Source organism: Sphingomonas echinoides ATCC 14820, assembly GCF_000241465.1.
GTDB lineage: Bacteria > Pseudomonadota > Alphaproteobacteria > Sphingomonadales > Sphingomonadaceae > Sphingomonas > Sphingomonas echinoides.
This window is the reverse complement of sequence record NZ_JH584235.1, coordinates 3,859,004-3,882,580: the sequence shown is the minus strand read 5'-3', so window position 1 is coordinate 3,882,580 and position 23,577 is coordinate 3,859,004. Positions and strand designations below refer to the sequence as shown.

16 protein-coding genes are annotated in these 23,577 nt (G+C 64.2%); 12 read left to right on the top strand and 4 right to left on the bottom strand.

All coding sequences use genetic code 11. The annotated features are described in order from the left end of the window. Positions 1 to 3: 3 nt before the first annotated feature. Entirely contained in the window at positions 4 to 1,014 is a 1,011-nt protein-coding gene (locus ON00_RS17955; RefSeq protein WP_010408367.1) for a LacI family DNA-binding transcriptional regulator, read from the bottom strand. 383 nt (positions 1,015 to 1,397) lie between these two features. On the opposite strand from ON00_RS17955, the gene ON00_RS17950 reads away from it, so the two are divergent. The 5 genes from ON00_RS17950 to ON00_RS17930 all read left to right on the top strand — a co-directional run bounded on the left by ON00_RS17950 (position 1,398) and on the right by ON00_RS17930 (position 10,448). Then, positions 1,398 to 4,535 (top strand): TonB-dependent receptor, encoded by a 3,138-nt coding sequence (locus ON00_RS17950; RefSeq protein ID WP_010408365.1) that lies wholly within the window; start codon positions 1,398 to 1,400, stop codon positions 4,533 to 4,535. A gap of 117 nt (positions 4,536 to 4,652) precedes the next feature. Further along, complete coding sequence (locus tag ON00_RS17945) at positions 4,653 to 5,429, top strand: SapC family protein (protein WP_010408362.1); 777 nt, start codon at positions 4,653 to 4,655, stop codon at positions 5,427 to 5,429. After that, entirely contained in the window at positions 5,426 to 6,430 is a 1,005-nt protein-coding gene (locus ON00_RS17940; protein ID WP_010408360.1) for a cupin-like domain-containing protein, read from the top strand. Before ON00_RS17945 ends, ON00_RS17940 begins: the two co-directional genes overlap by 4 nt. Next, entirely contained in the window at positions 6,427 to 7,929 is a 1,503-nt protein-coding gene (locus tag ON00_RS17935; protein ID WP_010408357.1) for a tryptophan halogenase family protein, read from the top strand. Before ON00_RS17940 ends, ON00_RS17935 begins: the two co-directional genes overlap by 4 nt. Positions 7,930 to 8,072: 143 nt before the next feature. After that, a complete protein-coding gene (locus ON00_RS17930; RefSeq protein ID WP_010408355.1) occupies positions 8,073 to 10,448 on the top strand; it encodes a TonB-dependent receptor in 2,376 nt (791 codons plus the stop codon). 36 nt (positions 10,449 to 10,484) lie between these two features. On the opposite strand, the gene ON00_RS17925 is transcribed toward ON00_RS17930, so the two are convergent. Both ON00_RS17925 and ON00_RS17920 read right to left on the bottom strand, forming a co-directional pair. Further along, positions 10,485 to 11,591 carry an S-(hydroxymethyl)glutathione dehydrogenase/class III alcohol dehydrogenase gene (locus ON00_RS17925; RefSeq protein WP_010408353.1) on the bottom strand — a complete coding sequence of 369 codons (1,107 nt, stop codon included), beginning with the start codon at positions 11,589 to 11,591 and terminating at the stop codon, positions 10,485 to 10,487. A gap of 108 nt (positions 11,592 to 11,699) precedes the next feature. Next, positions 11,700 to 14,249, bottom strand: a complete 2,550-nt coding sequence (locus tag ON00_RS17920; protein WP_010408351.1) for a TonB-dependent receptor — start codon at positions 14,247 to 14,249, stop codon at positions 11,700 to 11,702. 119 nt (positions 14,250 to 14,368) lie between these two features. On the opposite strand from ON00_RS17920, the gene ON00_RS17915 reads away from it, so the two are divergent. The 5 genes from ON00_RS17915 (at position 14,369) to ON00_RS17895 (ending at position 21,257) form a co-directional block, all read left to right on the top strand. Continuing rightward, on the top strand, positions 14,369 to 14,551 hold the full coding sequence (locus ON00_RS17915) for a hypothetical protein (RefSeq protein ID WP_010408348.1): 183 nt from the start codon (positions 14,369 to 14,371) through the stop codon (positions 14,549 to 14,551). 142 nt (positions 14,552 to 14,693) lie between these two features. Further along, positions 14,694 to 15,875 (top strand): efflux RND transporter periplasmic adaptor subunit, encoded by a 1,182-nt coding sequence (locus tag ON00_RS17910; protein ID WP_010408346.1) that lies wholly within the window; start codon positions 14,694 to 14,696, stop codon positions 15,873 to 15,875. A gap of 6 nt (positions 15,876 to 15,881) precedes the next feature. Further along, complete coding sequence (locus tag ON00_RS17905; protein ID WP_010408343.1) at positions 15,882 to 19,076, top strand: efflux RND transporter permease subunit; 3,195 nt, start codon at positions 15,882 to 15,884, stop codon at positions 19,074 to 19,076. Continuing rightward, a complete protein-coding gene (locus ON00_RS17900) occupies positions 19,073 to 20,554 on the top strand; it encodes an efflux transporter outer membrane subunit (protein ID WP_010408342.1) in 1,482 nt (493 codons plus the stop codon). Before ON00_RS17905 ends, ON00_RS17900 begins: the two co-directional genes overlap by 4 nt. Before the next feature lie 157 nt (positions 20,555 to 20,711). Next, entirely contained in the window at positions 20,712 to 21,257 is a 546-nt protein-coding gene (locus ON00_RS17895) for a GNAT family N-acetyltransferase (protein WP_010408340.1), read from the top strand. A gap of 57 nt (positions 21,258 to 21,314) precedes the next feature. On the opposite strand, the gene ON00_RS17890 is transcribed toward ON00_RS17895, so the two are convergent. After that, positions 21,315 to 21,743 carry a phasin family protein gene (locus tag ON00_RS17890; protein WP_010408338.1) on the bottom strand — a complete coding sequence of 143 codons (429 nt, stop codon included), beginning with the start codon at positions 21,741 to 21,743 and terminating at the stop codon, positions 21,315 to 21,317. A gap of 204 nt (positions 21,744 to 21,947) precedes the next feature. On the opposite strand from ON00_RS17890, the gene ON00_RS17885 reads away from it, so the two are divergent. Further along, positions 21,948 to 22,967, top strand: a complete 1,020-nt coding sequence (locus ON00_RS17885) for a hypothetical protein (RefSeq protein ID WP_154651370.1) — start codon at positions 21,948 to 21,950, stop codon at positions 22,965 to 22,967. A gap of 65 nt (positions 22,968 to 23,032) precedes the next feature. Beyond that, on the top strand, positions 23,033 to 23,533 hold the full coding sequence (locus ON00_RS17880; protein ID WP_010408334.1) for a bactofilin family protein: 501 nt from the start codon (positions 23,033 to 23,035) through the stop codon (positions 23,531 to 23,533). The last annotated feature ends 44 nt before the right edge of the window (positions 23,534 to 23,577 follow it).

The following is a 23,577-nucleotide window of genomic DNA, read 5'->3' as shown; positions in this document are numbered from 1 at the left end:
TGCCTATGCGTGGGGCGGCGCGGCGGATTCGCGGATCAGGAGCGTGTGGTGATGCAGCACGCGGGCAAGCGGCTCGCGATCTTCAAGCTGGGCGATCACCATTTCCGTTGCCGCCACCGCCATTTCGAACACCGGCTGCCGCACCGTCGTCAGCCGCGGCCAGGTGATTCGCGACACCTCCGAATCGTCGAACCCAACGATCGACAGGCGTTCGGGGATCGACAGGCCAATCTCGCGCGCCGCCATCATCGCCCCCACCGCCATATCGTCATTCTGCGCCAGAATCGCGGTCGGCCGATCGGCGCGTGCGAGAATGTTGCGCCCGGCGGCAAGCCCGCTGTCGAAGGTAAACATGCCGGGTTCGATCCGGTCGAAGCGCAAGTCGAGCCCGGCCTGATGGAACGCCTGCATATAGCCAAGCATCCGCGCTTCGGTCGATGGATGCGTCGGGTCGCCGCGGATGATCGCGATTTCGCGGTGGCCGAGGCCAATCACATAGGCCGCAATCTCGCGGGCCGCAGCAACGTCATCGACCAGATTGCTGGGCGCCGCCTCGATCATGCGCGTCGGCGCGATCCGCGCGCAGCGAATGCGCGCTTCCTTCAACTGATTGAGAATCAACGGATGATCCGATGCGGGCGGGGCGAGCACCACCCCATCCAGGGCGGCCGAGCGCAACAGGCCTACCACCTCGGCCGCGTTCTCCTGCACCGATCGAATCGGGATCACCACCAGGCGATAGCGTTCGTTGATCAGCCGTTCCAGCACGCCCTTCTGCAATTCAACGACATAGCTCGGGCTTGGGTTTTCATAGACCAGGCCGATCATGTGCGATTTGCGTCGAACCAGCGCCTGCGCAAACACATTGGGGTGATAATCCAGCGCATCGGCTGCGGCCCGGACCCGCTGCTTCACCGCGGCGCTGACATGCGGCTCGTCATTGAGAACACGCGACACCGTCTTGGCCGAGACCCCCGCCAGCCGCCCCACGTCAACAATCGTCGTTCGTTTCATGCCACTCAAACCCAGATCCGCGCGCAATAGACCAGAACAAAACCCGGTGCGCTAGATGCCTCTGATAACGTTGACACCCGCTTGCCCCCTCGGCCGAGCGTGCAGGGCCGTTCCGGTTCGACGAGGACCGGGCATCGCGCAATGCGTAGAGCTTGCTTGCCCCGTGAGAAGCTATCGAATTTTCGGTATTTTTGTGCGCCGCACCATCAAATCCGTGTCCACCCGGCGGAGCCGCGCGCGGCTGGCACGGCGATGTCCGTCAACGAAGGCGTATTGACAACGTAAGACAATCTGATAGCGCTATTCGTGCCGCATCCATTGGGGGATCGGCATGGGGTTTCAAGCGGCCAGATAAGGCCGCGTCATTTTGGGAGGGGGGCTCAATGAAGAGCTTTGGTCACGCGTCGGCTTATGTCTGGTCGGCTTCGGTAGTAGCGCTCGCCGCGGGGCTCGCGCTCCCGCAATCCGCCCATGCGCAGAGCGCGCCGGCTCCACAGGACGCCAGCAAGCCTGCCGACTCGACGACGGGCGACGATATCGTCGTCACCGGCGTCCGCGCCAGCCTTGAGCGGTCGATCGCGATCAAGCGCAATTCGACCGGTATCGTCGACGCCATTTCGGCGGAAGATATCGGCAAGTTCCCCGACACCAACCTCGCGGAATCGCTGCAGCGCATCACCGGCGTGTCGATCGACCGCGTCAACGGTCAGGGCGCGCAGGTCACCGTGCGCGGCTTCGGGCCGAGCTTCAATCTCGTCACGCTTAACGGTCGCACCCTGGCGTCGTCTTATGTCCAGACGGTCGGCGGCGACGAAAGCGCCGACGGCACCGTTGGCGTGACGCGCTCGTTCGACTTCTCCAACCTGGCGTCGGAAGGCGTGAAGACGCTGGAAGTCTACAAGACCGGCCGCGCCGCCGTCCCCTCGGGCGGTATCGGTGCGACGATCAACGTCGTGACGCGGCGTCCCCTCGATTCGCGCCAGTCGGGCTTTAACGGCACGCTCGGCGGCAAGCTCAACTACGACACCAGCGCCAATGACTGTGTCGATTGCGGCTCGAAAGTCACGCCGGAAATCACCGGGCTGGCGAGCTGGTCGAACCCCGACCAGACCTTCGGCGTGTCGCTGTTCGGCAGCTATCAGGAACGGCATTTTTCGACCGTGTCGGCGACCTCCAACGCGTGGAATATCCGCACGCTCGCTGATTTCCTCAACCCCAGCAACGGCTTCGTCAACGCAGCGACCAAGATCAACAACGCGCCGACCGACCCGAACCAGCTGGTCTCGGTCCCCAATGACAGCCGCTACCACTTTTCGGACGACAAATATCAGCGTCTGAACGGCCAGGCGATCGTCCAGTTCAAGCCGACCGACGCACTGACCATCACCGCCGACGCGCTGTTTGCGCGTACGCTGCAGGACGAGCAGCGCTCGGATGAATCGAACTGGTTTAACCGCCCGTTCGATGTCGTCACCTTCGACAGCAACAAGGCGGTCGCCACCACGACCTATCTGCACGAGACCATTGCCGGCGTGAAGGACACCGGCTTCGAGCAGCAGGCGCGCGCGCAGAAGAACCAGCTTGAGGATTACGGCCTCAACGCCAAGTGGGACATCGCGCACAATTTCACGCTGACGATCGACGGCCATTACGGCAAATCGTCGGTGCTGCCGAACAACAGCAACGGCACCAGCTCGACGCTGGTTGGCCTGGGTGCGAACGTCATCACCGCGCACTCGGTCGATTATAGCGGTCAGATCCCGGTGCAGGACATCTCGATCAGCGACGCCTCGCTTGTCGGCGGCAATCACAATGGCGTGCTCGACGTGAACGACGTTGGCTCCTCGATCGGGCGCACCTACACCACCAGCCAGCGCCAGAAGGTCAAGGAAATCCGCGCAGATTTCGGCTGGGATCTGGGTGGCGGCAGCCGCTTTGATTTCGGCGGCCTCTATCGCGATACCGACACCAACCAGCAATTGACCTCGACCCAGCAGACGCTGGGCAATTGGAGCGTCGATTTCCCCGGCGACGTCCAGAAGCTCGCGCCTGGTGTGCTCAAGGACTTCTGCCTGCTGTGCAAATTCAACAGCTATGATCCAAAGGGCACCGGCCCCAATCTGGTCGCCTTCCGCGGTGACGCGCTGACGCTCTACAATGCGCTGTCGTCGGCTTATGCCGCGAAGGGCAACAGTGTGGCGATCACCGCCAGCCAGAACAACACCGTCAAGGAAACGATCTACGCGGGCTATGGCCAGGTCACCTGGAAGGGTGAGATTGCGGGCCACAATGCGACGCTCGTCGCCGGTGCCCGCTATGAACATACCAAGGACGAAGCGATTTCGCTGCAGGCGGTGCCGAACCAGATCGCCTGGGTTGCCGATAACGACTTCACGATCAGCGTCGGGGCGACCCCGCAAACGCTGCGCGGCTATGGGTCGTACGATAACATCCTGCCGTCGTTCGATTTCCAGGTCGAGCTCAAGCGCAATTTGATCGGCCGCTTCTCGGCGAGCCGCACGATCGCCCGCCCGAACTATGACAATCTGTTCGCCTCGACGAGCGTCTTCGCGCCTTCGCGGCCAACCGCGATCGGCGGCGTCGCCACCGCCAACACCGGCAACACCAACCTCGCGCCACTGATCTCGGACAATTTCGATCTGTCGTTCGAATATTATTTCAAGCCCGACAGCTATGTCTCGGCAGGCTTCTTCGACAAGCGCGTGCACAATTTCATCGGCACGGGGCTTTCCAACGGGTCGCTGTTCGGCCTGCGGGATCCGAGCTCGGGGACGCCAGGGACGCTTTCGGGCACCGCCAAGGCGGCGCTCAGTGCGCTGGGGGCCGATATCAGCGACGTCAACCTGTTCACCTACTCCGCCTTGCTCCAGCGGGATGGCGCAGCGGCGGCGGCAACGCAGTTCAACGCGCATTACAGCTCGGTCACCAAGACGGTCGACCAGGCGTTCGTCAACCAGATCCTGTCGGCGGTCGATATCAACGGCTCGTCGTCCGATCCCTTGTATAACTTCACCATTTCGCGCCCGATCAACAACAAGGACGCGGAGATTTACGGCTTCGAAATCGCAGGCCAATATTTCTTCGGCCAGACCGGCATCGGCGTTTCGGGCAGCTTCACCTATGTGAAGGGTGATGTCGGCTTCAACAATGGTGGCGATCCCAATGTCGACCAGTTCGCGCTGACCGGCCTCAGCAACACCGCCAACGCCACGCTGATCTACGACAAGCACGGCATTTCGGCACGGCTCAGCTACAATTGGCGCGACAAGTTCCTGTCGCAGCTCAACCGCGACAGCTACAAAAACCCGGTCTACACCAAGGCGTTCGGTCAGCTCGACATGAACATCAGCTATGATCTCAACAAGAAGATCGCGCTGTCGATCGAAGGGATCAACCTGACCAATGCGAGCCTGCGGACTTATGGCCGCTCGGAAAGCAACGTCTGGTTCGCCCAGGAATTGCAGCGCCGCTTCCTGTTCGGCGCACGCTACCGCTTCTGATTTCCTCCACCTTGCCGGGTGCTTCCGCAACGGAGCACCCGGTTATTTTTTGGGGGCTTTCGGTCGCGCGGATCTCGTGCCGCTTGGCGCAATCCCGATCGGCGATTACCACAGCGTATGACCAAGACGGTTCTTCTCGATACCATCGCCCATGCTGACCTGCGCGTCGCCATCGGCTACTCTGCCCATTTCGGCGATGCGGTGAACGAATGCGTCGTTTTTCCGAGTGAAATCGACGAGGTGCAGCGCGATTATCCCGTGCTGTTGCGCCGTGACGAGGCCGGGGCCTTCTATGCCGTGGCGCTGCTCGGCCTCGACCCCGACGAAAACCTGTTTCTCGATGCCGCCGGATGGCAGGCGCGGCACATCCCCGCAATCCACCAGCGCGGCCCGTTCCTGATCGGCCTGGTCGATCGCACGATCGACGGGCAGACGCGGCGCGAGCCGATGCTGCATGTCGATCTCGACCATCCCCGCATCGCCGCGGCACCGCAAAGCCAGCATGCGCAGGCCGTGTTCCTGCCGCATGGCGGATCGTCGCCGTATCTCGACCATATCGTGCGGGTATTGCAGGTCATCCATGATGGGCATCAGCAGCGCGACGCCATGTTCGCCGCCTTCGAACAGGCTGACCTGATCGAGCCTGTCACACTGGAAATCGCACTCGACGCGCATACCCGCTATGATGTGCCGGGTTGTTTCACGATCGGCACCGATCGTCTGGCCCGGCTCGACGCCACGGCGCTGCACGCGCTCAACCAGAGCGGCTATTTGCGGCACGCATTCCTGATCGCGTCGTCGCTCGGCAATGTCGCGCGGCTGATCGAGCTCAAGAACCGCAAGCGCCGCGCCGAACTGGGCGAACCCCAAGCGGGCGCACCGGTCCCGGTATGAGCACCCCCGCGCCGGAGCCGCTGCTCGACCCGGCGGGCTTGATCGCGCAGCAGCAGCCTGTCGTGCTGCGCGGCTTGGTGCGGGATTGGCCGCTGGTCGCGAAGGGCCTTGAGGGCCCCGAGGCGGCGGTGGCCTATCTCAAGTCCTTCTACAGCGGCACCGCAGTGGTCGGCTATAGCGGCCCGCCCGAGATTGGCGGTCGGTTCTTCTACAATGCCGACCTCACCGCGATGAACTTCACCGCGACGCGCGTGAAGCTCGATGCCTTTCTCGACCGGATGCTCGCCACGCTGGACGATGCGCAAGCAGACGCGCTCTATGTCGGCTCGACCGATCTCGACACCTATCTTCCCAGTTTTCGCGCCGAAAACGACCTCGCCCTTCCGCCTGAGGCGTTTGGCGGTGCCACCCCGCTGGCGAGCATCTGGATCGGCAACCGCACGACCGCAGCCACGCATTACGACATGTCGAACAACATCGCCTGTTGCCTGGTCGGGCGGCGGCGCTTCACGCTGTTTCCGCCCGATCAGGTCGCCAACCTTTATCCGGGGCCACTCGAGCCGACGCCGGGCGGACAAGTGGTCAGCATGGTCGATCTGCGCGCGCCCGATCTCGATCGTTACCCGCGCTTCGCTAGGGCGCTCGTAGCCGCGCAGGTGTTCGATCTCGAACCCGGCGACGTGCTCGTCTACCCGGCTTTGTGGTGGCACAATGTCGAGGCGCTCGAGCCCTTCAACGTGCTGGTCAATTATTGGTGGAACGCAGCACCGCGCTTCCTCGACACGCCGATGACCACGCTGCTGCACGGCCTGCTCAGCTTGCGCGACCGCCCTTTGACCGAGAAGCAGGCGTGGCGCGCGCTGTTCGACCATTATGTGTTCGGCCCGGCCGATGCTGCGGCCGACCATCTTCCCGAAGCGGCGCGCGGGCCGCTCGCGCCGCTCGATGATCTCACCGCCCGCCGCTTGCGCGCGCATTTGCTGCAAAGGTTGAACCGATGACCGCCGCCCCTCCCCGCGCCGATACGCAGACGATCAAGCGCGTGGTGATCGCAGGCGGCGGCACGGCGGGCTGGGTCGCCGCGGCGGCACTGTCGAAGCATCTCGGGCCCTTGCTCGACATCGTGCTGATCGAATCCGACGAGATCGGCACGGTCGGCGTCGGCGAGGCGACGATCCCGACGATCCGCACCTTCCACCGCTTCCTCGAAATCGACGAGCGCGATTTTATGCGCGCAACGCAGGCGACCTTCAAACTCGGCATTGCCTTTGAAAACTGGGCGCGGCGCGGGGATCGCTACATCCATTCCTTCGGGCGCGTCGGCCAGTCGATCTGGATGGGCGATTTCCAGCATATGTGGCTGCGCGCCCGCGCCGAGGGCGCGGGCGGCGCGCTGGGCGACTATTGTTTCGAGCTGACCGCAGCCGAGGCTGGCCGCTTCGCCACCGGGCCAGACGCCAAGATCAACTATGCCTATCATCTCGATGCCTCGCGCTACGCGCTCTTCCTGCGCCAGTTCAGCGAAGCGCGCGGCGTTACCCGCGTCGAGGGCAGGATCGGGCAGGTTCACCAGCATCCCGAAACGGGTTATATCGAAGCGCTCGATCTGGCCGATGGTCGCCGGATCGAAGGCGATCTGTTCATCGATTGCACCGGCTTTCGCGGGCTGCTGATCGAACAGACGCTGAAGGCGGGCTATGAGGATTGGAGCCACTGGCTGCCCACCAACCGCGCGCTGGCGGTGCAGACCAAGGCCGTCCAGCCCGCTTTACCCTATACCCGCGCGATCGCGCACGAGGCCGGCTGGCAATGGCAGATCCCGCTGCAACACCGCGTCGGCAATGGCCTGGTCTATTGCAGCGACTATTTGTCGGACGACGCCGCGCACGACAAGCTGCTCGCGCACATCGACGGCGAGACAATCACCGATCCGCGTCTGATCCGCTATGTCACCGGTCGCCGCAAACGCGTGTGGGACAAGAATTGCGTGGCGCTGGGCCTCGCCAGCGGTTTCGTCGAGCCGCTGGAATCGACCAGCATCCACCTGATCATGATCGGCATCACCCGCCTGATCCAATCCTTCCCGTTCAACGGCATCAAGCCCGCGCTGGTGCAGCACTACAACGCGCTGGCTGAAACCGAGCTGGAGCGCGTGCGCGACTTCATCATCCTGCATTATCATTTGACCGAGCGCAGCGACGATCCGTTCTGGGACCGCTGCCGCACGATGGACATCCCGGCGACGCTCGCGCAGCGCATCGCCCTGTTCCGCGAGGCCGCGCTGACCCCGCAGACCGCCGACGATCTGTTCCAGGCCGATTCCTGGCTGCAAGTCATGCTTGGGCAACGGCTGGAGCCCGCCAGCTATCACCATATGGGGCATATGCTGAGCATCGAGCATATGCAGCGCGCGCTCGACGACCTGAAAGGCAATATCGCGAGCGCGGTCGCGCGAATGCCGACGCACCAGGCGTTTCTCGACCACTATTGCGCCGCCTGACGCCTTCCTGATCCTGCCCTGAAACGAGCACACCGCGCGACGCGCGCACCAAAACGATCGAACGTGCGCTGTTAATCGCTATATCCCACGATATATAGCAAGTCGCCGATACGGAGCACCGTCGGCCAAAGCTGGGGATTTGCATGCGATCGTCGATCTTTACCGCCACCGTGTCGGCGGTTGCTGTGCTGGCGCTGATGCCCTGCGTCGCCGATGCCCAGCCCACCCCCGATCAGCCAAAAGCCGACGCCGCGATCGATCCCAATAGCGACATCGTCGTCACCGCACGCCAGCGCGCGGAAAATCTGGAGAAGGTGCCGCTTGCCGTGTCGGTGGTTGGCGGCGCGCTGATCGACCGGTCCTACACCGTCAACACCAGCCAGTTGAGCTTGCTGGTGCCCGCGCTCAACTACAGTTCGGCCAACCCGCGCAACACCGCCTTTACCATTCGCGGCCTTGGCAGCAGCGTCGTCGCGGTCAGCCAGGCCAATGACGGGCTGGAACCCGGCGTCGGTTTCTATGTCGACCAAGTCTATCACGCCCGCCCCGCCACCGCCGCGTTCGATTTCTCGGATATCCAGCAGATCGAGGTACTACGCGGGCCGCAAGGGACGCTGTTCGGCAAGAACACCACCGCCGGTGCCATCACCATCACCACCCGCGCGCCGACCTTCACCCCAGAAGCAAGCGAGGAACTGTCGGTTGGCAGCTACAACTTCGTCCAGGCCAAGGCCTCGGCCTCGGGGCCGCTGATCGGCGATACCGTCGCCTTCCGCCTGTCGGGCCTGGTCACGCGGCGCGACGGCGTGATCGACAATGTCCGCACCGGTGCCAAGGAAAACGGCATCGGCAATCAAGCGGTGCGCGCGCAGATCCTGTTCAAGCCGACCACCGATTTCCAGCTTCGCGTGACCGGCGATTTCACCAATTTCGAAAGCGAATGCTGCACGCAGGTCTATCTGCGTGTCGGCCAGAGCTTGCGTTCGCCTGCACGGCAATATCCGGCGCTGGCGGCGCTGTTCAACTATAGCCCGCCCAGCACCAATCCGTATGACCGCGTCACCGATATCGACGCAGCGTTGGGCGTGAACACCAATGAAGGCGGCGTCTCGGCGATTGCCGACTGGAATGTCGGTTTCGCAACGCTCACCTCGGTCAGCGCATGGCGCTTCTGGAACTGGGATGCCGCCAATGACCGCGATTACACCGGCATCCCGGTCCAGCTCAGCCAGCACATCCCCTCGCGCCAGGATCAGTACAGCCAGGAATTGCGCCTCGCCTCGAATGGCGACCACCGGCTTGGCTATGTCGCTGGCCTGTATTTCTTCGACCAGAAAATCACCGGCGAACCAATCAGCATCTATGGCCCGGCGGCGGCCTATTATCTGATCGGCCAGACCACCGGCACGCCCGCCGTCGCGGTGCCCGCCAATTTGCTCGACGGCTATGGCACGGACGGCCACACCCGGCTGAAGGAAGATAGCTACGCCGCCTTTGCCGAGCTCAACTACAAGATCCTGCCGCGCCTAACGCTGACTGGGGGCCTGCGCTACACCTATGAAGTGAAGGACGGCACTTACGACACCACCGTGTTCGGCGGCCCCGCCACGACCAATACGACCCTCATAAACGCCCGGCTCGGCGTGCTGCGCCCGCAAAGCTATGTCGCGCATGACCGCGAAAGCAACGTGTCGGGCCGCGCCAATCTCGCCTGGCAAGCGACCGACACCGTGATGCTCTATGGCGGCTATGCACGCGGCTTCAAATCGGGTGGAATCAACCTGTCGGGTCTGCCGCTCAACACCGCCAACCAGCCGGTGCTCACCACCGCCGTGATCCGCCCCGAACTCAACACTACCTATGAAGGTGGGATCAAGGCCGCGCTGTTCGACCGCCGGTTGGTGGCGAATATCGCGGGCTATTACACCGATGTCCGCGATTTCCAGGCGACGATCGTCGACAGTTCGCAAACCGTGGCGCTGCGCGGTTATCTGTCCAACATTCCCAAGGTGACGGTGAAGGGCTTTGAGGCCGATATCACCGCCAACGTCACCCGCGCCTTTCAACTGCGCGGCAATGTCGCCTACGCGCATGGGACCTATGCGACCTATCCCGCCGGCCCCTGCCCGCTTGAGGTGCAGACCGCCGCCACCGCCGCGTGCAACTTGACCGGACGCCCGCTTGCCGGGCTACCCAAATGGTCAACCACGATTGGCGGGGACTACACGCTGCCGCTCGGCAGCGCGGCGCTGATCCTGCACGCCGATTCAAGCTGGCGCACCAGCTATTATGGCGACCCCAGCCTGTCGAAATACACGCTGATCGACGGCTACAACGTCACCAACGCCAGCCTTGGCCTGCGCAGCAAAAGCGGGCTCGAAGTCGCGGTGTTCGTGCGCAACCTGTTCAACGCCAAGTACATCCAGAATCTGACGATCCAGGCGGGCAATTCGGGCCTGATCCTCGGCACGCCAAGCGACCCGCGCGTGATCGGCGTCACTTTGCGGGCGCGGCAGTAAGGGCCCTCCTCCCCGCCCGCGGGGAGGAGGAAAGGGTCAGTACACCACCACGCTGCGGATGCTCTCGCCCGCGTGCATCAAATCAAAGCCCTTGTTGATCTCGTCGAGCGAGAGGACATGCGTGATCATCGGGTCGATCTCGATCTTGCCGTTCATATACCAGTCGACGATCTTGGGCACATCGGTGCGCCCCTTGGCCCCGCCAAACGCCGTCCCGCGCCAATTGCGGCCGGTAACGAGCTGGAACGGGCGCGTGCTGATTTCCTTGCCCGCTTCGGCCACGCCAATGATGATCGACGTGCCCCAGCCACGGTGGCACGCTTCCAGCGCCTGGCGCATCACGGTGGTGTTGCCGGTGCAATCGAAAGTGTAGTCCGCCCCGCCATCGGTCAGCGCGACCAGATGCGCGACCAGGTCGGTCACGTCCTTCGGGTTGACGAAATGCGTCATGCCGAACTTGCGACCCCATTCCTCGCGGTCGGGGTTAATGTCGACGCCGACGATCATGTTCGCGCCCGCCATCCGCGCGCCCTGCAGCACGTTGAGCCCGATCCCACCCAGGCCGAACACGATGACAGTGTCGCCGACTTGCACCTTGGCGGTGTTGACCACCGCGCCGACCCCAGTCGTCACGCCGCAGCCGACATAGCAACTGGTCTTGAACGGCGCGTCCTCGCGGATCTTGGCGACGGCGATCTCGGGCAGGACGGTGAAGTTCGAGAAGGTCGAGCAGCCCATATAATGGAAGATCGGCTGGCCTTTGTAGCTGAAACGCGTCGTGCCGTCGGGCATCAGCCCCTTGCCCTGGGTCGCGCGGATCGCGGTGCAGAGGTTGGTCTTACCGCTGAGGCACGATTTACACTGGCGGCATTCCGGCGTGTAGAGCGGGATGACATGGTCGCCCGGCTTGACCGAAGTGACGCCCGCGCCGACCTCGCGCACGATGCCGGCCCCCTCATGCCCCAGCACGCTCGGGAACAGGCCCTCGCTGTCGAGCCCGTCGAGCGTATAGGCGTCCGTATGGCAAATGCCCGTCGCCATGATCTCGACCAGCACTTCGCCCGCCTTCGGCCCGTCCAGATCCAGTTCGACGATTTCGAGCGGCTTCTTGGCTTCAAAGGCGACGGCGGCGCGGGTCTTCATGGCGGACACTCCTGGAAACGTGCATCCTCCCTTACGACCGCCGCCCCCCGCGTCAACCGCCCGCGCCGTTCAGCCGCCATGCCGCAAAAGCATGGTCGGTATCGCCCTTTAGAAGAACAGCTTGCGGATCGACACCCGCACCGTCCGCCCCAGCGGGTTGAGATAATCGGGCTGATACGCGACGGGCGTCGTGCCGTTCGAATCCGTCACGCGCTGGCGCGAATCGAAGATGTTGTCGAAGGCGACCGCGACGCGCATCCCGCGCATCCACGGATGCTTCTTCACCAACTCAAGCCGCTGCCCGAGATCGCCGAACAAGCGCAGGCTGACCGTCGCCAGATCCGAGAAATGCAGATCCTGCGGATTGGCGGCGGTGCCGCCATTGACGCTGGTCGCGCTTTGCCAATTGGCCGACAGCCGCACGCCGATGCCGTTATTGCTATACCCGGCCTGCCCTTCCAGCTCGTGGCGCGGTTGGCCGCCGCTGCCGCCGATCGCATCGCCGCGCAACAAATCGAGCGAAGGCCCACCCTGCTGCACCAGCACGCGATCGGTGAAATGCCACGTATGGTAGAGCGCGAATTGCAGACGGCCGCCCGGCGCACCACGGCCACCCCCGCCCCCGCCAAAGCCGCCGCGTCCACCACCACCGCCACCGGGGCCACCGGGGCCGCCGGGGCCACCCGCACCTGGACCGCCTGCGTCACCGCCGCGCTCCGCCCGTGCCTGGGCGATCTGCCGCGCGACGCTATCGGGAATCTTGATCCCGGCAAACGGATTGGGCCCCTTGCCCGCGCGCCACGCCTCGATCTGCTTTTGCAGTTTCGACTTTAGCGGCGTCGAGAAATTGATGCCCCAGCGCAGTTCCGACCGGCTGCTCTCGGCAAAATTGATCGGCCGCGTGTCGATCCGCTGCAGATTGCCATCGACATCGCGGGTGAAGCGCGACGGGAACGCCGCCTCGATCGCCGAACTCGCGCTCGGGAAGCTGGCGACCGGGTTTTCGGTGCGCACATCGACATAATTGGCCGACAGCGACAGATCCTTGGTACTCCACGGCTTCAGCGTGACGCCGAGCTTGCGCGTATGGCTGTTGCTCGCAATCAGATTGGGATTGCCGCCGGAAACCGTCGTCACCACCGCATTCACGCCGCGCACATAATCGAACACGGGAACGTTGGGCGTCACCACTTGCGGGTTGCCGAGTTGCTGCGCGGTCGGCGCAGTGTCGCGATCGGTGACTGAGGCAATGATCCGCAGTGGCACCACTGGCGACCAATTGAGGCCATAACCAAGCGTCGTCAGCGTGCCGAAATCCGACAGATGATCGACCGCGACATTGCCGTTCACCGACAGGCTGCCAATCACCGGCAGCACGTTTTTCGCGCGGCTGGTCAGCGGCACGTCGATATTGAGCTGGCCGTTGACGGTGTTGCGCGAGACACCGCCCAGCGAGGTCAGCCCGGCGCGATATGACTGGCTGTTGAAGTCGCTGATATCGCCACCGAGGTGCACGCTGGTCGAGACTTCGCCGGCCGGCAGCTTGAACACCGCGCCGTTGAGCAGCAGGTCAATCTGCCCCTCGTCCGAGGTCGAATAGCCGCGATTGACCGGCGACAAAGCCGCCGCAGACCCGAGGCCCGTATCGGTAAAGGTCTTCGATTCATTGTGATCATAGGCACCGGTGACCGACCATTGCCAGCCGCCGCCCACCACGCCGTTAAACGCCGTGCCAAGATGCGCGCCAACGGTCGAGTTGCGCTGCTTGAGCGGCGTGACATTGCCGCTTGGCACGCCATTGACGACCACCGCATCGGCCGGCAGCCCGAGCAGACCCGTGGTGTCGGTTGCCGACAGCGTGGCGTTTACGGTGCCCGAAATGTCCCCGAACATGCGCGCATAGGTAGTGTTGGCGTTGAAGGTGCGGCCCGAGGGCAGCAGGGTTCGAAACGGGCGTTGGTCGGTCGTGCTGGCAGGGCTGCCGCCAGTGGCGGACGATTTTGTGGTGGGCTGGATGTCGCGCTCATTCTCGGTCAGCGCGTCTGATGCCTGATATTCGAGGTGCAGGTTGACCCGCCCCTTATTGGCGATGGCGAGCAAATCGAGTTCGGCCTGCGGGGTGTTGCGCCCGCCCTCTGTTGCGGCTTTGTCCGACAGCTCGACCGTCGCCGCGCGGAAGCGCCGCCGCAGCACGAAATTGACCACCTTCTGGTCGGCGCGATAGCCATATTTCAGCGCGACTTCTTCGGGCAGAATGTCGACCCGGGCGATCGCCTCGGTCGGCAAGTCGCGTATCTCGGCAAAGCCGGAAATGCGCCTGCCGTCGATCAGCACCACCGGCGCGCCGCCGCTGCCACGGTCGCTGCGGATTTGCGGGGCGAGTTCGGTCAGCAATTCGGAGACCGAACTGACCCCATAAGAGCGGATGTCGGCCGGCCCGAGCTGTTGTTCGGGCGGAATATCGCCAATCACCGCGCCCGGCTGCTTGGCCCCTTGCACGACAATGTCCGGCCCCTCCTCACTATCATCCGACACGGGCGGCTTGGTGGATTTGGCAGGGGCCTGCGGCACGCCAGTGGACTGCGACGCCGCTTGCGCGCTCGCCAGCGCGGGGGCTGCCGCGAGTGCAAGCGTCAACAACGTGGTGGTGGCAGCCATAACATATCCGTAGATCGAGGTTAGAAACGACTTTGGCCGCCTAGCCGCCAAGTGTCGCAAGAGTGTGTCAGACAGGCGATACGCTGGCGCAGACCCCGCGAGTGCGGTAGCGCAGCGCTATGAGCGAAGATCGATTCGAACGCCACCGGCAACCCTGGACCAGCGACGAAATCCATAAGCTGCATACCCTCGCAAAAAAGGGCATGGCGCTCAAGGCCATCGCCAAGGCGCTCAAGCGCAGCGAGGAATCCACCAAGGACCGCGCAAAGGTCGATGGGTTGACCATCGCCAAGCTGCGGTGACATGTTGCGTCGCAATAGAGTCGGTTAGGGCCGAACCGAGACAGTTGATCCGGCCCCGGAACAATCCCTAACAGACGACGTTTGGCGACGATTGCGCAGGGTATCCACCATGCGCCGACTTGGCCCGGAGCGGTGGACAGCGATGACGGTTCGGTTTTTCTCCCTGCATACAGTTGCGTTGCTTGGCGGTTCGGCGCTGCTCCTCAGCGGGTGTGGTGCCTCCTCGCAGAATAAGAAGAACGCCGCCAAGGGTCCACCCCAGGTCGGCTTTGTCGTCGTCCAGCCGACCAGCGTGCCGATCGTCACCGAACTCGCCGGGCGGACCGCCGCCTATCAAAGCTCGGAGGTACGGCCGCAGGTCAGCGGGTTGATCCTGCACCGCTTTTTCACTGAAGGGGCCTTGGTACGCCAGGGCCAGCCGCTCTACCAGATCGACCCGAGCCTGTACCGCGCCTCAGCAAATCAGGCGCAGGCCAACCTCGCCAGCGCGGCCGCCAATGCCGAGGCGACCAAGGCAAAGGCCGAGCGGTATAAGCCGCTGGCCGACATGGAAGCGGTCGCCAAGCAGGATTATACCGACGCCACCGCCACGGCGCGCCAAGCGGCCGCAGCCGTGCAACAAAATCGCGCCGCGCTCGAGACGGCGAAGATCAACCTGCGCTTCACCACCGTTCCTGCGCCGATCACTGGGCGCATTGGCCGCTCGCTCTTCACCGAAGGGGCGTTGGTCACGGCGAGCCAGACGAGCCCGCTCACCACGATCCAGCGGCTCGATCCGATCTATGTCGACATCCAGCAAGCGAGCGCGGATCTGCTGCGCCTGCGCCGCGCCCTCACCAGCGGCGGTGCCGTTCCAACGCGCGCCGATGTGCGGTTGAAGCTGGAGGATGGCAGCGATTACGGCCTGACCGGCGACGTTGAATTTTCGGAAGTCGTCGTCGATCCGACGACCGGCACCGTCACGCTGCGCGCCCGCTTCCCCAACCCTAAGGGCCTCTTGCTGCCCGGCATGTTCGTCCGCGCGAGCTTTGCGCAGTCGATCGATACCAAGGCCTTCCTCGTGCCGCAGCAAGCGGTGTCGCGCGACCCCAAGGGCAATGCGACGGTGTTCGTAGTCGGGCCGGGCAATAAAGCGATCCAGAAGACCATCGTCGCGCCGCGTACCCAAGGCGCATTCTGGGTCGTGACCGATGGCCTGAGCGCCGGCGACAAGGTGATCACGCAGGGTGTCGGCAAGGTGAAGCCCAACCAGCCGATCAAACCCGTCAGCGCCGATACGCCGCAGACGATCAAGGCCCCGACCTCTGACAAGTCGAAGGGCTGACCGCCCGTGATTTCGCGCATTTTCATCGACCGGCCGATCTTCGCCTGGGTCATCGCCATCATCATCATGCTGGGCGGGATCGGGGCGATTTATACGCTCCCCGTCGAGCAATTCCCCGATATCGCGCCGCCCAACGTCAATATCCGCGCGACCTATCCGGGTGCCTCGGCCGAGACGCTGGAAACATCGGTCGCGCAGGTGATCGAGCAACAGCTTACCGGCATCGATGGCTTGCTGTATTTCAGCACCAGTTCGTCGTCGCGCGGGCAGGTCAATATTTCCGCGACCTTCGCCAAGGGCACCGATCCCGACATCGCTCAGGTGCAGGTTCAGAATAAGGTCCAGCAAGCGCTGCCGCGCCTGCCGCAGCAAGTGCAGCAACAGGGCATTACCGTCACCAAGTCCAACCCCGACTTCCTGCTGATCGCCGCGATTTACGACACCAGTGACCGCACCACCAACCAGGACGTGTCCGACTATCTGGTTTCCAACCTGCAGGATTCGATCGGCCGGTTGAAGGGCGTCGGCGACATCAACGTGTTCGGCGCGCAATATGCGATGCGCGTGTGGCTCGATCCCAACAAGCTCGCCAGCTACAGCCTCATCCCCGGCGACGTCGTCACCGCGATCACCGCGCAGAATACCGAAGTCGCCGCCGGCGAAATCGGCGGCACGCCCAACGCCCCCGAACAGGTGCTCAACGCCACCGTCACCGCCCAGTCACGCCTGTCGACCCCCGAGCAGTTCCGCGCGATCGTGCTCAAGACACAGGCGGACGGATCGACGGTGCGCCTGTCCGATGTCGGCCGGATCGAGCTCGGCTCAGAGAATTACGGCATCACCAGCCGCGTCAACGGCCACCCAGGTGCCGGTCTGGCCGTCAGCCTTGCTCCCGGTGCGGACGCGCTCAGCACCGCCGAACTGGTGAAGAGCGAGATCGAGCGCGCCTCGAAAAACTTCCCCAATGGCTATGCCTACAGCTTCCCGCAGGATTCGACCGCGTTCATCAAATTGTCGGTCGAGGAAGTCGAAAAGTCGCTGATGGAAGCGATCGCGCTGGTCGTCGTGGTCATGTTCGTGTTCCTGCAAAGCTGGCGCGCCACGTTGATCCCAACGATCGCGGTGCCAGTGGTTTTGCTCGGCACCTTCGGCATTTTCTCGCTGGCGGGTTTTTCAATCAACACGCTCACTTTGTTCGGGCTGGTGCTGGCGATCGGTTTGCTGGTCGATGACGCGATCGTCGTGGTCGAAAACGTCGAACGCCTGATGGAAGAACATCCCGAAATGTCGCCGCGCGACGCGACGATCAAGTCGATGGACGAAATCACCGTCGCGCTGATCGCGATCGCGCTGGTGCTGTCGGCGGTGTTCCTGCCGATGGCGTTCTTCGGCGGCTCGACGGGGGTGATCTACCGGCAGTTCTCGATCACGATCGTATCGGCAATGGGATTGTCGGTGCTGGTCGCGCTGGTGCTGACCCCGGCGCTGACCGCCACCTTGCTGAAGCGCAAGGACAAGACCAAGCAAGCGAGCTGGCTCGACCGCAAGACCAGCGCGGCCTCGGAGTGGTTCAACACCGGGTTTGACCGCATGGTGACGCGCTATGGCAATGCCGTGTCGCGCGTGGTCGATCGCAAATGGCTGTTCCTGCTGATCTACGCCGGGGTCGTCGCGATCCTCGCGATCATGTTCGTGCGCTTGCCGACCGGCTTCCTGCCGACCGAAGACCAGGGCATCGCCCAGATCCAGTTCAACCTCGCCCCCGGCGCGACGATCAACCAGACGCGCGCGGCGCAGATGCAGATCGAGAAATATTTCGCCGGCCCCGAGGGCAAGAATGTGGACGGCTATTTGACCGTGGCCGGCTCGGGCGGCGGCGGTGTCGCGGGCGGGCAGAATGCCGGTCGCGGCTTCATCGCGCTCAAGGACTGGGCCGATCGCAAGGGCGCAGTCAACGGTGCCGACGCGATCACGCAACGCGCGACCAAGGCGCTGAGCGGGCTGCGCGACGTCGAGTTTTATGCGACCGTGCCGCCAATCGTCCGCGGGCTTGGCCAGTCCAATGGCTTCACGATGGAATTGCAGAACACCGGCGGGCTCAGCCGCACCGACTTCAAGGCGGCACGCGACAGCCTGCTCGCCGCCGCGCGCGCCGACCCGACGCTCGCCGCCGTGCGCCCGACCGATCTCGACGATCAGCCGACGCTCAAGGTCGATCTCGACGCGCAAAAGCTGAGCACGCTCGGGCTGACGCAAAGCGACGTCAACACTACCCTCGCTACCGCCTGGGGCGGCCGCTACGTTAACGATTTCAACGATCGCGGCCGCGTGAAGCGCGTCTATGTCCAGGGCGACGCGCAATATCGCGCCGCACCTGAAAATCTGGCGCAATGGTATGTTCGCGGATCGAGCGGGCAAATGGCCCCCTTCTCCGCTTTCTCCACCATTTCGTGGAGCAAGACCCCACCGACGCTCGCGCGCTTCTCGGGCATCTCGTCCTATGAACTCTCGGGCCAGGCTGCCCCGGGCAACAGCTCGGGCACGGCAATGAACCGGATGACCGAACTGGCCGCGCACTATCCCGGCATCAGTGTGGCATGGAGCGGCCTGTCCTATCAGGAACGGCTGTCCTCGGGACAGGCCCCGTTCCTCTACGGCATTTCGCTGCTTGTCGTGTTTCTGTGCCTTGCCGCTTTGTATGAAAGCTGGTCGATCCCGATCGCGGTGCTGCTGGTCATCCCGCTCGGGCTGGTCGGCGCGATTTTCGCGGTGACGCTGCGCGGGCTGCAGAACGACGTCTATTTGCAGATCGGGCTGCTGACGACGATGGGCCTTGCCGCCAAGAACGCGATTTTGATGATCGAATTTGCGGAACAGGCCGAAAAGTCGGGCAAGCGCGTGATCGAGGCGGCGCTGGAAGCCGCGCGCATCCGCTTGCGGCCGATTTTGATGACCAGCTTTGCCTTCATCTTCGGCGTGCTACCGCTCGCCATTTCGACCGGCGCGGGTGCCAACAGCCGCATCGCGATCGGCACCGCCGTGATCGGCGGGATGCTGACCGCGACGATCCTGGCGATCTTCTACATCCCGCTGTTCTTCGTGCTGGTCCGCCGCGGCACGCGCGACATGTTGAAGCATCTGCACCACGAGCATCCCACCCCACCCGCCGCGGCCCCGGGCCAGCCGGAGCCAACGGCATGATCCGCAAAACCGTCTCGCTAGCAGCCCTGGCGTCGCTCGCCGCGTGCTCGATGGCCCCGAAATATGTGCGGCCAGAGTTGCCCGTGCCGCCGAGCTGGCCCGTCGGCGATGCCTATCTCAAGCAGAGCGAAATCACGCTGCCCAGCGTCAGCTATCGCGACATTTTCCGCGATCCGCGCCTGCAGAGACTTGTCGAGCAAGCGCTGGTCAACAATCGCGATTTGCGGATTGCCGCCGCCAACATCGCCACCGCGCGGGCGCAATATGGCATTCAGCGCGCAGCGTTGTTGCCCGAAGTCGATGGGGGGCTGAGCTTCAGCCACCGCGACAACGGCACCAGTGGCGTCTCGTCGGGCAGTACTGGCGGATCGACCAGTGGCGGCACAACGACGAGCGGGTCGGGGGTTCGTGACACCTATTCGGCCAGCCTTGGCCTTACGGCGTTCGAAATCGATCTGTTCGGCCGTGTCCGCTCGCTGACCACCGCCGCGCAGAACAGCTATTTCGCGACCGAGGCCGCCGCGCGCGCCACCCGGCTGACCCTCGTGGGTGACATCGCCTCCGCCTGGCTGAACTACGCCTCGGACCAGAGCCTGCTCAAGATCGCGCGCGATACTGCGGCCAGCGCGCAGCGCAGCGTCACGCTCACCAAAGCGCGGCTCGATGGCGGGATCGCGCCGCGCACGGATCTCGACCAGGCGCAGATCGTGCAGCAGACCGCCTTGTCCGATCTCGCGACGCAGACGACCGCCGTTGCGCAGGACATCAACGCCTTGCAATTGCTGGTTGGTGCCCCGGTCGACCCGACCTTGCTGGCAAGCTCAATCGAGGAAGCCGCACCGACGATCGCCGAACTGCCCGCAGGGCTCGATTCCGGCATCCTGCTGCGTCGCCCCGACGTGGTGCAGGCGGAATATACGCTGCGCGCCGCCAATGCGCAGATCGGTGCGGCCCGCGCCGCACTGTTCCCGCGCATTTCGCTCACCGCGCTGGCTGGGCTTGCCAGTACCTCGCTCAGCAACCTGTTTACCGGCGGGGCCTTCAATTACTCGGTTGCGCCGAGCGTAAGCTATCCGATCTTCCGCGCCGGTGCCGGTCGCGCGGGTGTCGCGCAATCGCAGGCGCAACGCGATTCCGCGCTCGCCAGCTATGAAAAATCGATCCAGACGGCGTTTTCGGAAGTCGCCAATGCGCTGGCCCGACACGGCACGATCGGCAACCAATTGGCGGCGCAAGAGGCGCTGACCAAATCCGCAGGGGACAATTACCGTCTGTCCGACGCGCGCTATCGCGGCGGCATCAACACCTTCCTGCAAAGCCTCGATGCGCAACGGTCGTTTTATTCGGCGCAGCGCTCGCTGGTGACGACGCGGCTGACCGGTGCCACCAACCGGGTGACGCTGTACCGGGCGCTGGGCGGGGATGCTGCCTTGGATGTGACGCCCGCAGGACCGCAACCGCTCGCGCCGCAACGCTAAGCGCGCCCCCCTCGAAGCATCACAGTGCGGTGCCGGCCCGTATTTTGCGGCACCAAGAGGTGACAATCGCAGGCAGGCATGCCAGCCTCCGTGCCGGGGCGGTCGATCGGGTGGCATAAGCCAAGCTCGAGCGTGGTGTTTTGGGGAAACGATCAGCATGGGCCATCACATTCGCCGGTTCGCGGCAAAAGACGAAACGGCGATGCGGGCGTTTGCCGAACGCTTGCCCGAGCATGATCTGTTGTTCCTCGGGCGCGATTTGCGGCATCCGCGCGTGATCGCCGCCTGGGTCGAGGCGATTGGCGAGGGCGCGATCGACAGCCTGATCGCCGAGGATGATCATGGGAAACTCGTTGGTGCGGCCGCCTTGGTGCGCGATCCGTTGGGCTGGAGCGGCCATGTCGGCGAAGTGCGCTTGCTCGTCTCCCCCGAAAAGCGCGGGGCCGGGCTGGGCCGAGATTTGCTGGAGGGCATTTACGCAATCGCGATGGAGCGGGGCCTTACCAAATTGACCGCGCAGATGACCCCCGACCAAATCGGATCGGTTATGCTGTTCGAAAGCCTTGGCTTCCGCGCCGAGGCGTTGCTCAAGGGCCAGGTGCGCGATCGCGCGGGAGTGGCCTATGACCTGACCATCCTCAGCCACGACATGCCCGCCACGGCGAAACCGCGCTCGGCCGAATCGAGCGAGACGGCTGCCTGACCGCGCGCCACGACGGCAGGGGAGCAAGGGCGCTCGACCCGAGCGCCCTTGGCCCGATCACGCGTCGCCGCGCACCGCGCCGACCGCGTCGCGGCCGAATTGCAGGATCACTTCCCCAATCTCGCGCGCCTGGGTCATGCTGCGGCTGCCCTGTTCGCGCAGGAACTCGCCCTGGATTTTCATCACTTCCGACAAATCCTTTGCCGAGGCGGCGGCGCGCATGGCCGCGAAGGCCTCACGCGTGTTGGTCTCGGCCTGGTCGAGCAGTTTAAGACCGACACTGGCGCTGTTCTCCGCGATCTTGGTGCTGGCTTCGCGGATCGACTCCGCGGCTTTTTGAGCCGGATCGGTGATGGTTTCCTTGAAAGCGTCGCTCGCTGTATCCGTCATGCGCTCGTTTCCTTCTGCTGCCACGCCGTTTTCGTAACGGCCGATCGCGTCAACGCATGAGGCGGCGAAGAGTGGCGCTGCGCGCCGCTTGACCACAGCATCTGTCCTCTCCTGCCGACGTCGTCCTGCGTCGCGACGCGGATGGTGAACCTCGCCGCGCGCTTGGGCAAGGGGCGTTGGCGCTGCGCACGCAACGGGCGCGCCCTTAACGCGGCCTTAGCTCGGCCTTGGCATGACGAACGGGTGAATGCCGCCTTCGTCACGATGCCTGCGCGCCCGCACCGGCGGGGCCTGCCGCCAATGGCCCTGTCGCTGCTGATTGCGGCGGTGCTGGCGTTTGGGCCTATGCTCTTGACGCTCGATCCTGTCGCCGCGCTTGCACGCTTCTCGCGCGTGTCGGCGAACTTGGCCCTTGGCGCATTCTGCGCGCTGCTCGGCATCGCGGTCGTGTCGCTTGCCGCATTGGCGATCTTGCGGCGGCTGGGCGTGGCGGCACCCGAACGGAGCGCCGCGCTTTTCGCGATCGCGCCCTCCCTCCTGCTCCAGCCGGGCCTGAACGGGCTGAGCGACGCCTTCTGGATCGCGGCGTGCCTGATGGCGCTCGCAGCCGCGCTCGATCGCCGCCATATGCACATGCTCCTGTGGTGGGGAGCGGCGCTGGCTTTCGATCCGCACGCGATGTTAGTCGCGCCGCTCCTCCTGGCGTTGCTGATCAACCGCCACGTCCCGGTGCACCGTTGGGCCGTCGCGCCACTGATCAGCCTCGCAACGCTGGCAGTACTGTTCGCGATCGGATGGCCGATGCCCGGCTGGGAAAGCGTGTTTGCGGGTCGGGCCGACGGCCTTCCGCCGCTTTCCGCCAACGCCCCCAATATCTGGGCGATCGTGCAAGCGCTCCCGCTGGGCGCGCTGTCGCTGTCGGGCCTCGCCGTTACGGCGACCATCGGTGTCAGCGCTGCCTATATCGCTCGCTTCTCCGCGCAGCACCTGAACGGTCGGTCGCTGATCGCGGCGGCCTTGCTCGCCGCGCTGATCATGGGCGGGCTCCTGCCGTATCAGCAGGCCGATTGCTTCCTGCTGGCCGACCTGCTGGCGCTAATCCTCGCCCTCGCCCGTCATGACCGCGCAAGCTGGCGAGTCGCCATCCTGCTGCAAGCCGGGTCGGCTTTAGGCCTGATTGGCGATCGGCTGGACCTTCCCGGCTTTGCCATGTTTGGCGCGGTCGCGCTGCTATCGGCAACGCTATCGCTCGCCCGCGCGGTGCTGCAGCCCGCAGCCAACGACAATCCCCTTATGGCACGCCCGCCAGCGAGAACTTAGTTCTGTAATTTCTGCACGCTATGCTACCAAAACCCCAGATTCGGGGTGTTGTGAGGGTGGGGTAGATGGCGATTTTCACGAGCAGTTCGCGCGGTGACCGGGATGCAGGACCGGGGCTTCCCCCGGCACCGCCGATGCCGCAAAGCGCCAATGGCAAGCGTGGCATGTTTTCGGTCATTGGCCCCGACATGGTGATTACCGGCAATATCGCGGCGACTGCCGACTTGCATATCGACGGTCGCGTCGATGGCGATGTCCACTGCGCCAACCTCGTCCAGGGCAATGACAGCCGCATCAACGGCGCAGTGACCGCCGAAATCGCGCGGCTTGCCGGTGCGATCGAAGGGTCGGTGTCGGTCCGTCAATTGACCATCGAACGCGCCGCCCGCATTATCGGCGATGTCGAATATGAATCGATCGCGATCGAAACCGGTGCCTCGATTGATGGGCGTCTGAAGCATATCGCCGCCGACTCCGGCACGCGCGCCTTCGACCGCACCCCACCCGTCACCGCGAAACGCGACGACGATGTGGTGCAATTTACGACGGCACCGACCGCCGCCTGATCGGCTCCCGCCGGCCCAAGCATTGCGACCCATCGGGTTTGCGT

What these genes read in the sequence shown, in the direction of transcription:
- ON00_RS17955 (WP_010408367.1), bottom strand. Translation starts at nt 1,014, where the DNA reads ATGAAACGAACGACGATTGTTGACGTGGGGCGGCTGGCGGGGGTCTCG.
- ON00_RS17950 (WP_010408365.1), top strand. Translation starts at nt 1,398, where the DNA reads ATGAAGAGCTTTGGTCACGCGTCGGCTTATGTCTGGTCGGCTTCGGTA.
- ON00_RS17945 (WP_010408362.1), top strand. Translation starts at nt 4,653, where the DNA reads ATGACCAAGACGGTTCTTCTCGATACCATCGCCCATGCTGACCTGCGC.
- ON00_RS17940 (WP_010408360.1), top strand. Translation starts at nt 5,426, where the DNA reads ATGAGCACCCCCGCGCCGGAGCCGCTGCTCGACCCGGCGGGCTTGATC.
- ON00_RS17935 (WP_010408357.1), top strand. Translation starts at nt 6,427, where the DNA reads ATGACCGCCGCCCCTCCCCGCGCCGATACGCAGACGATCAAGCGCGTG.
- ON00_RS17930 (WP_010408355.1), top strand. Translation starts at nt 8,073, where the DNA reads ATGCGATCGTCGATCTTTACCGCCACCGTGTCGGCGGTTGCTGTGCTG.
- ON00_RS17925 (WP_010408353.1), bottom strand. Translation starts at nt 11,591, where the DNA reads ATGAAGACCCGCGCCGCCGTCGCCTTTGAAGCCAAGAAGCCGCTCGAA.
- ON00_RS17920 (WP_010408351.1), bottom strand. Translation starts at nt 14,249, where the DNA reads ATGGCTGCCACCACCACGTTGTTGACGCTTGCACTCGCGGCAGCCCCC.
- ON00_RS17915 (WP_010408348.1), top strand. Translation starts at nt 14,369, where the DNA reads ATGAGCGAAGATCGATTCGAACGCCACCGGCAACCCTGGACCAGCGAC.
- ON00_RS17910 (WP_010408346.1), top strand. Translation starts at nt 14,694, where the DNA reads ATGACGGTTCGGTTTTTCTCCCTGCATACAGTTGCGTTGCTTGGCGGT.
- ON00_RS17900 (WP_010408342.1), top strand. Translation starts at nt 19,073, where the DNA reads ATGATCCGCAAAACCGTCTCGCTAGCAGCCCTGGCGTCGCTCGCCGCG.
- ON00_RS17895 (WP_010408340.1), top strand. Translation starts at nt 20,712, where the DNA reads ATGGGCCATCACATTCGCCGGTTCGCGGCAAAAGACGAAACGGCGATG.
- ON00_RS17885 (WP_154651370.1), top strand. Translation starts at nt 21,948, where the DNA reads ATGGCCCTGTCGCTGCTGATTGCGGCGGTGCTGGCGTTTGGGCCTATG.
- ON00_RS17880 (WP_010408334.1), top strand. Translation starts at nt 23,033, where the DNA reads ATGGCGATTTTCACGAGCAGTTCGCGCGGTGACCGGGATGCAGGACCG.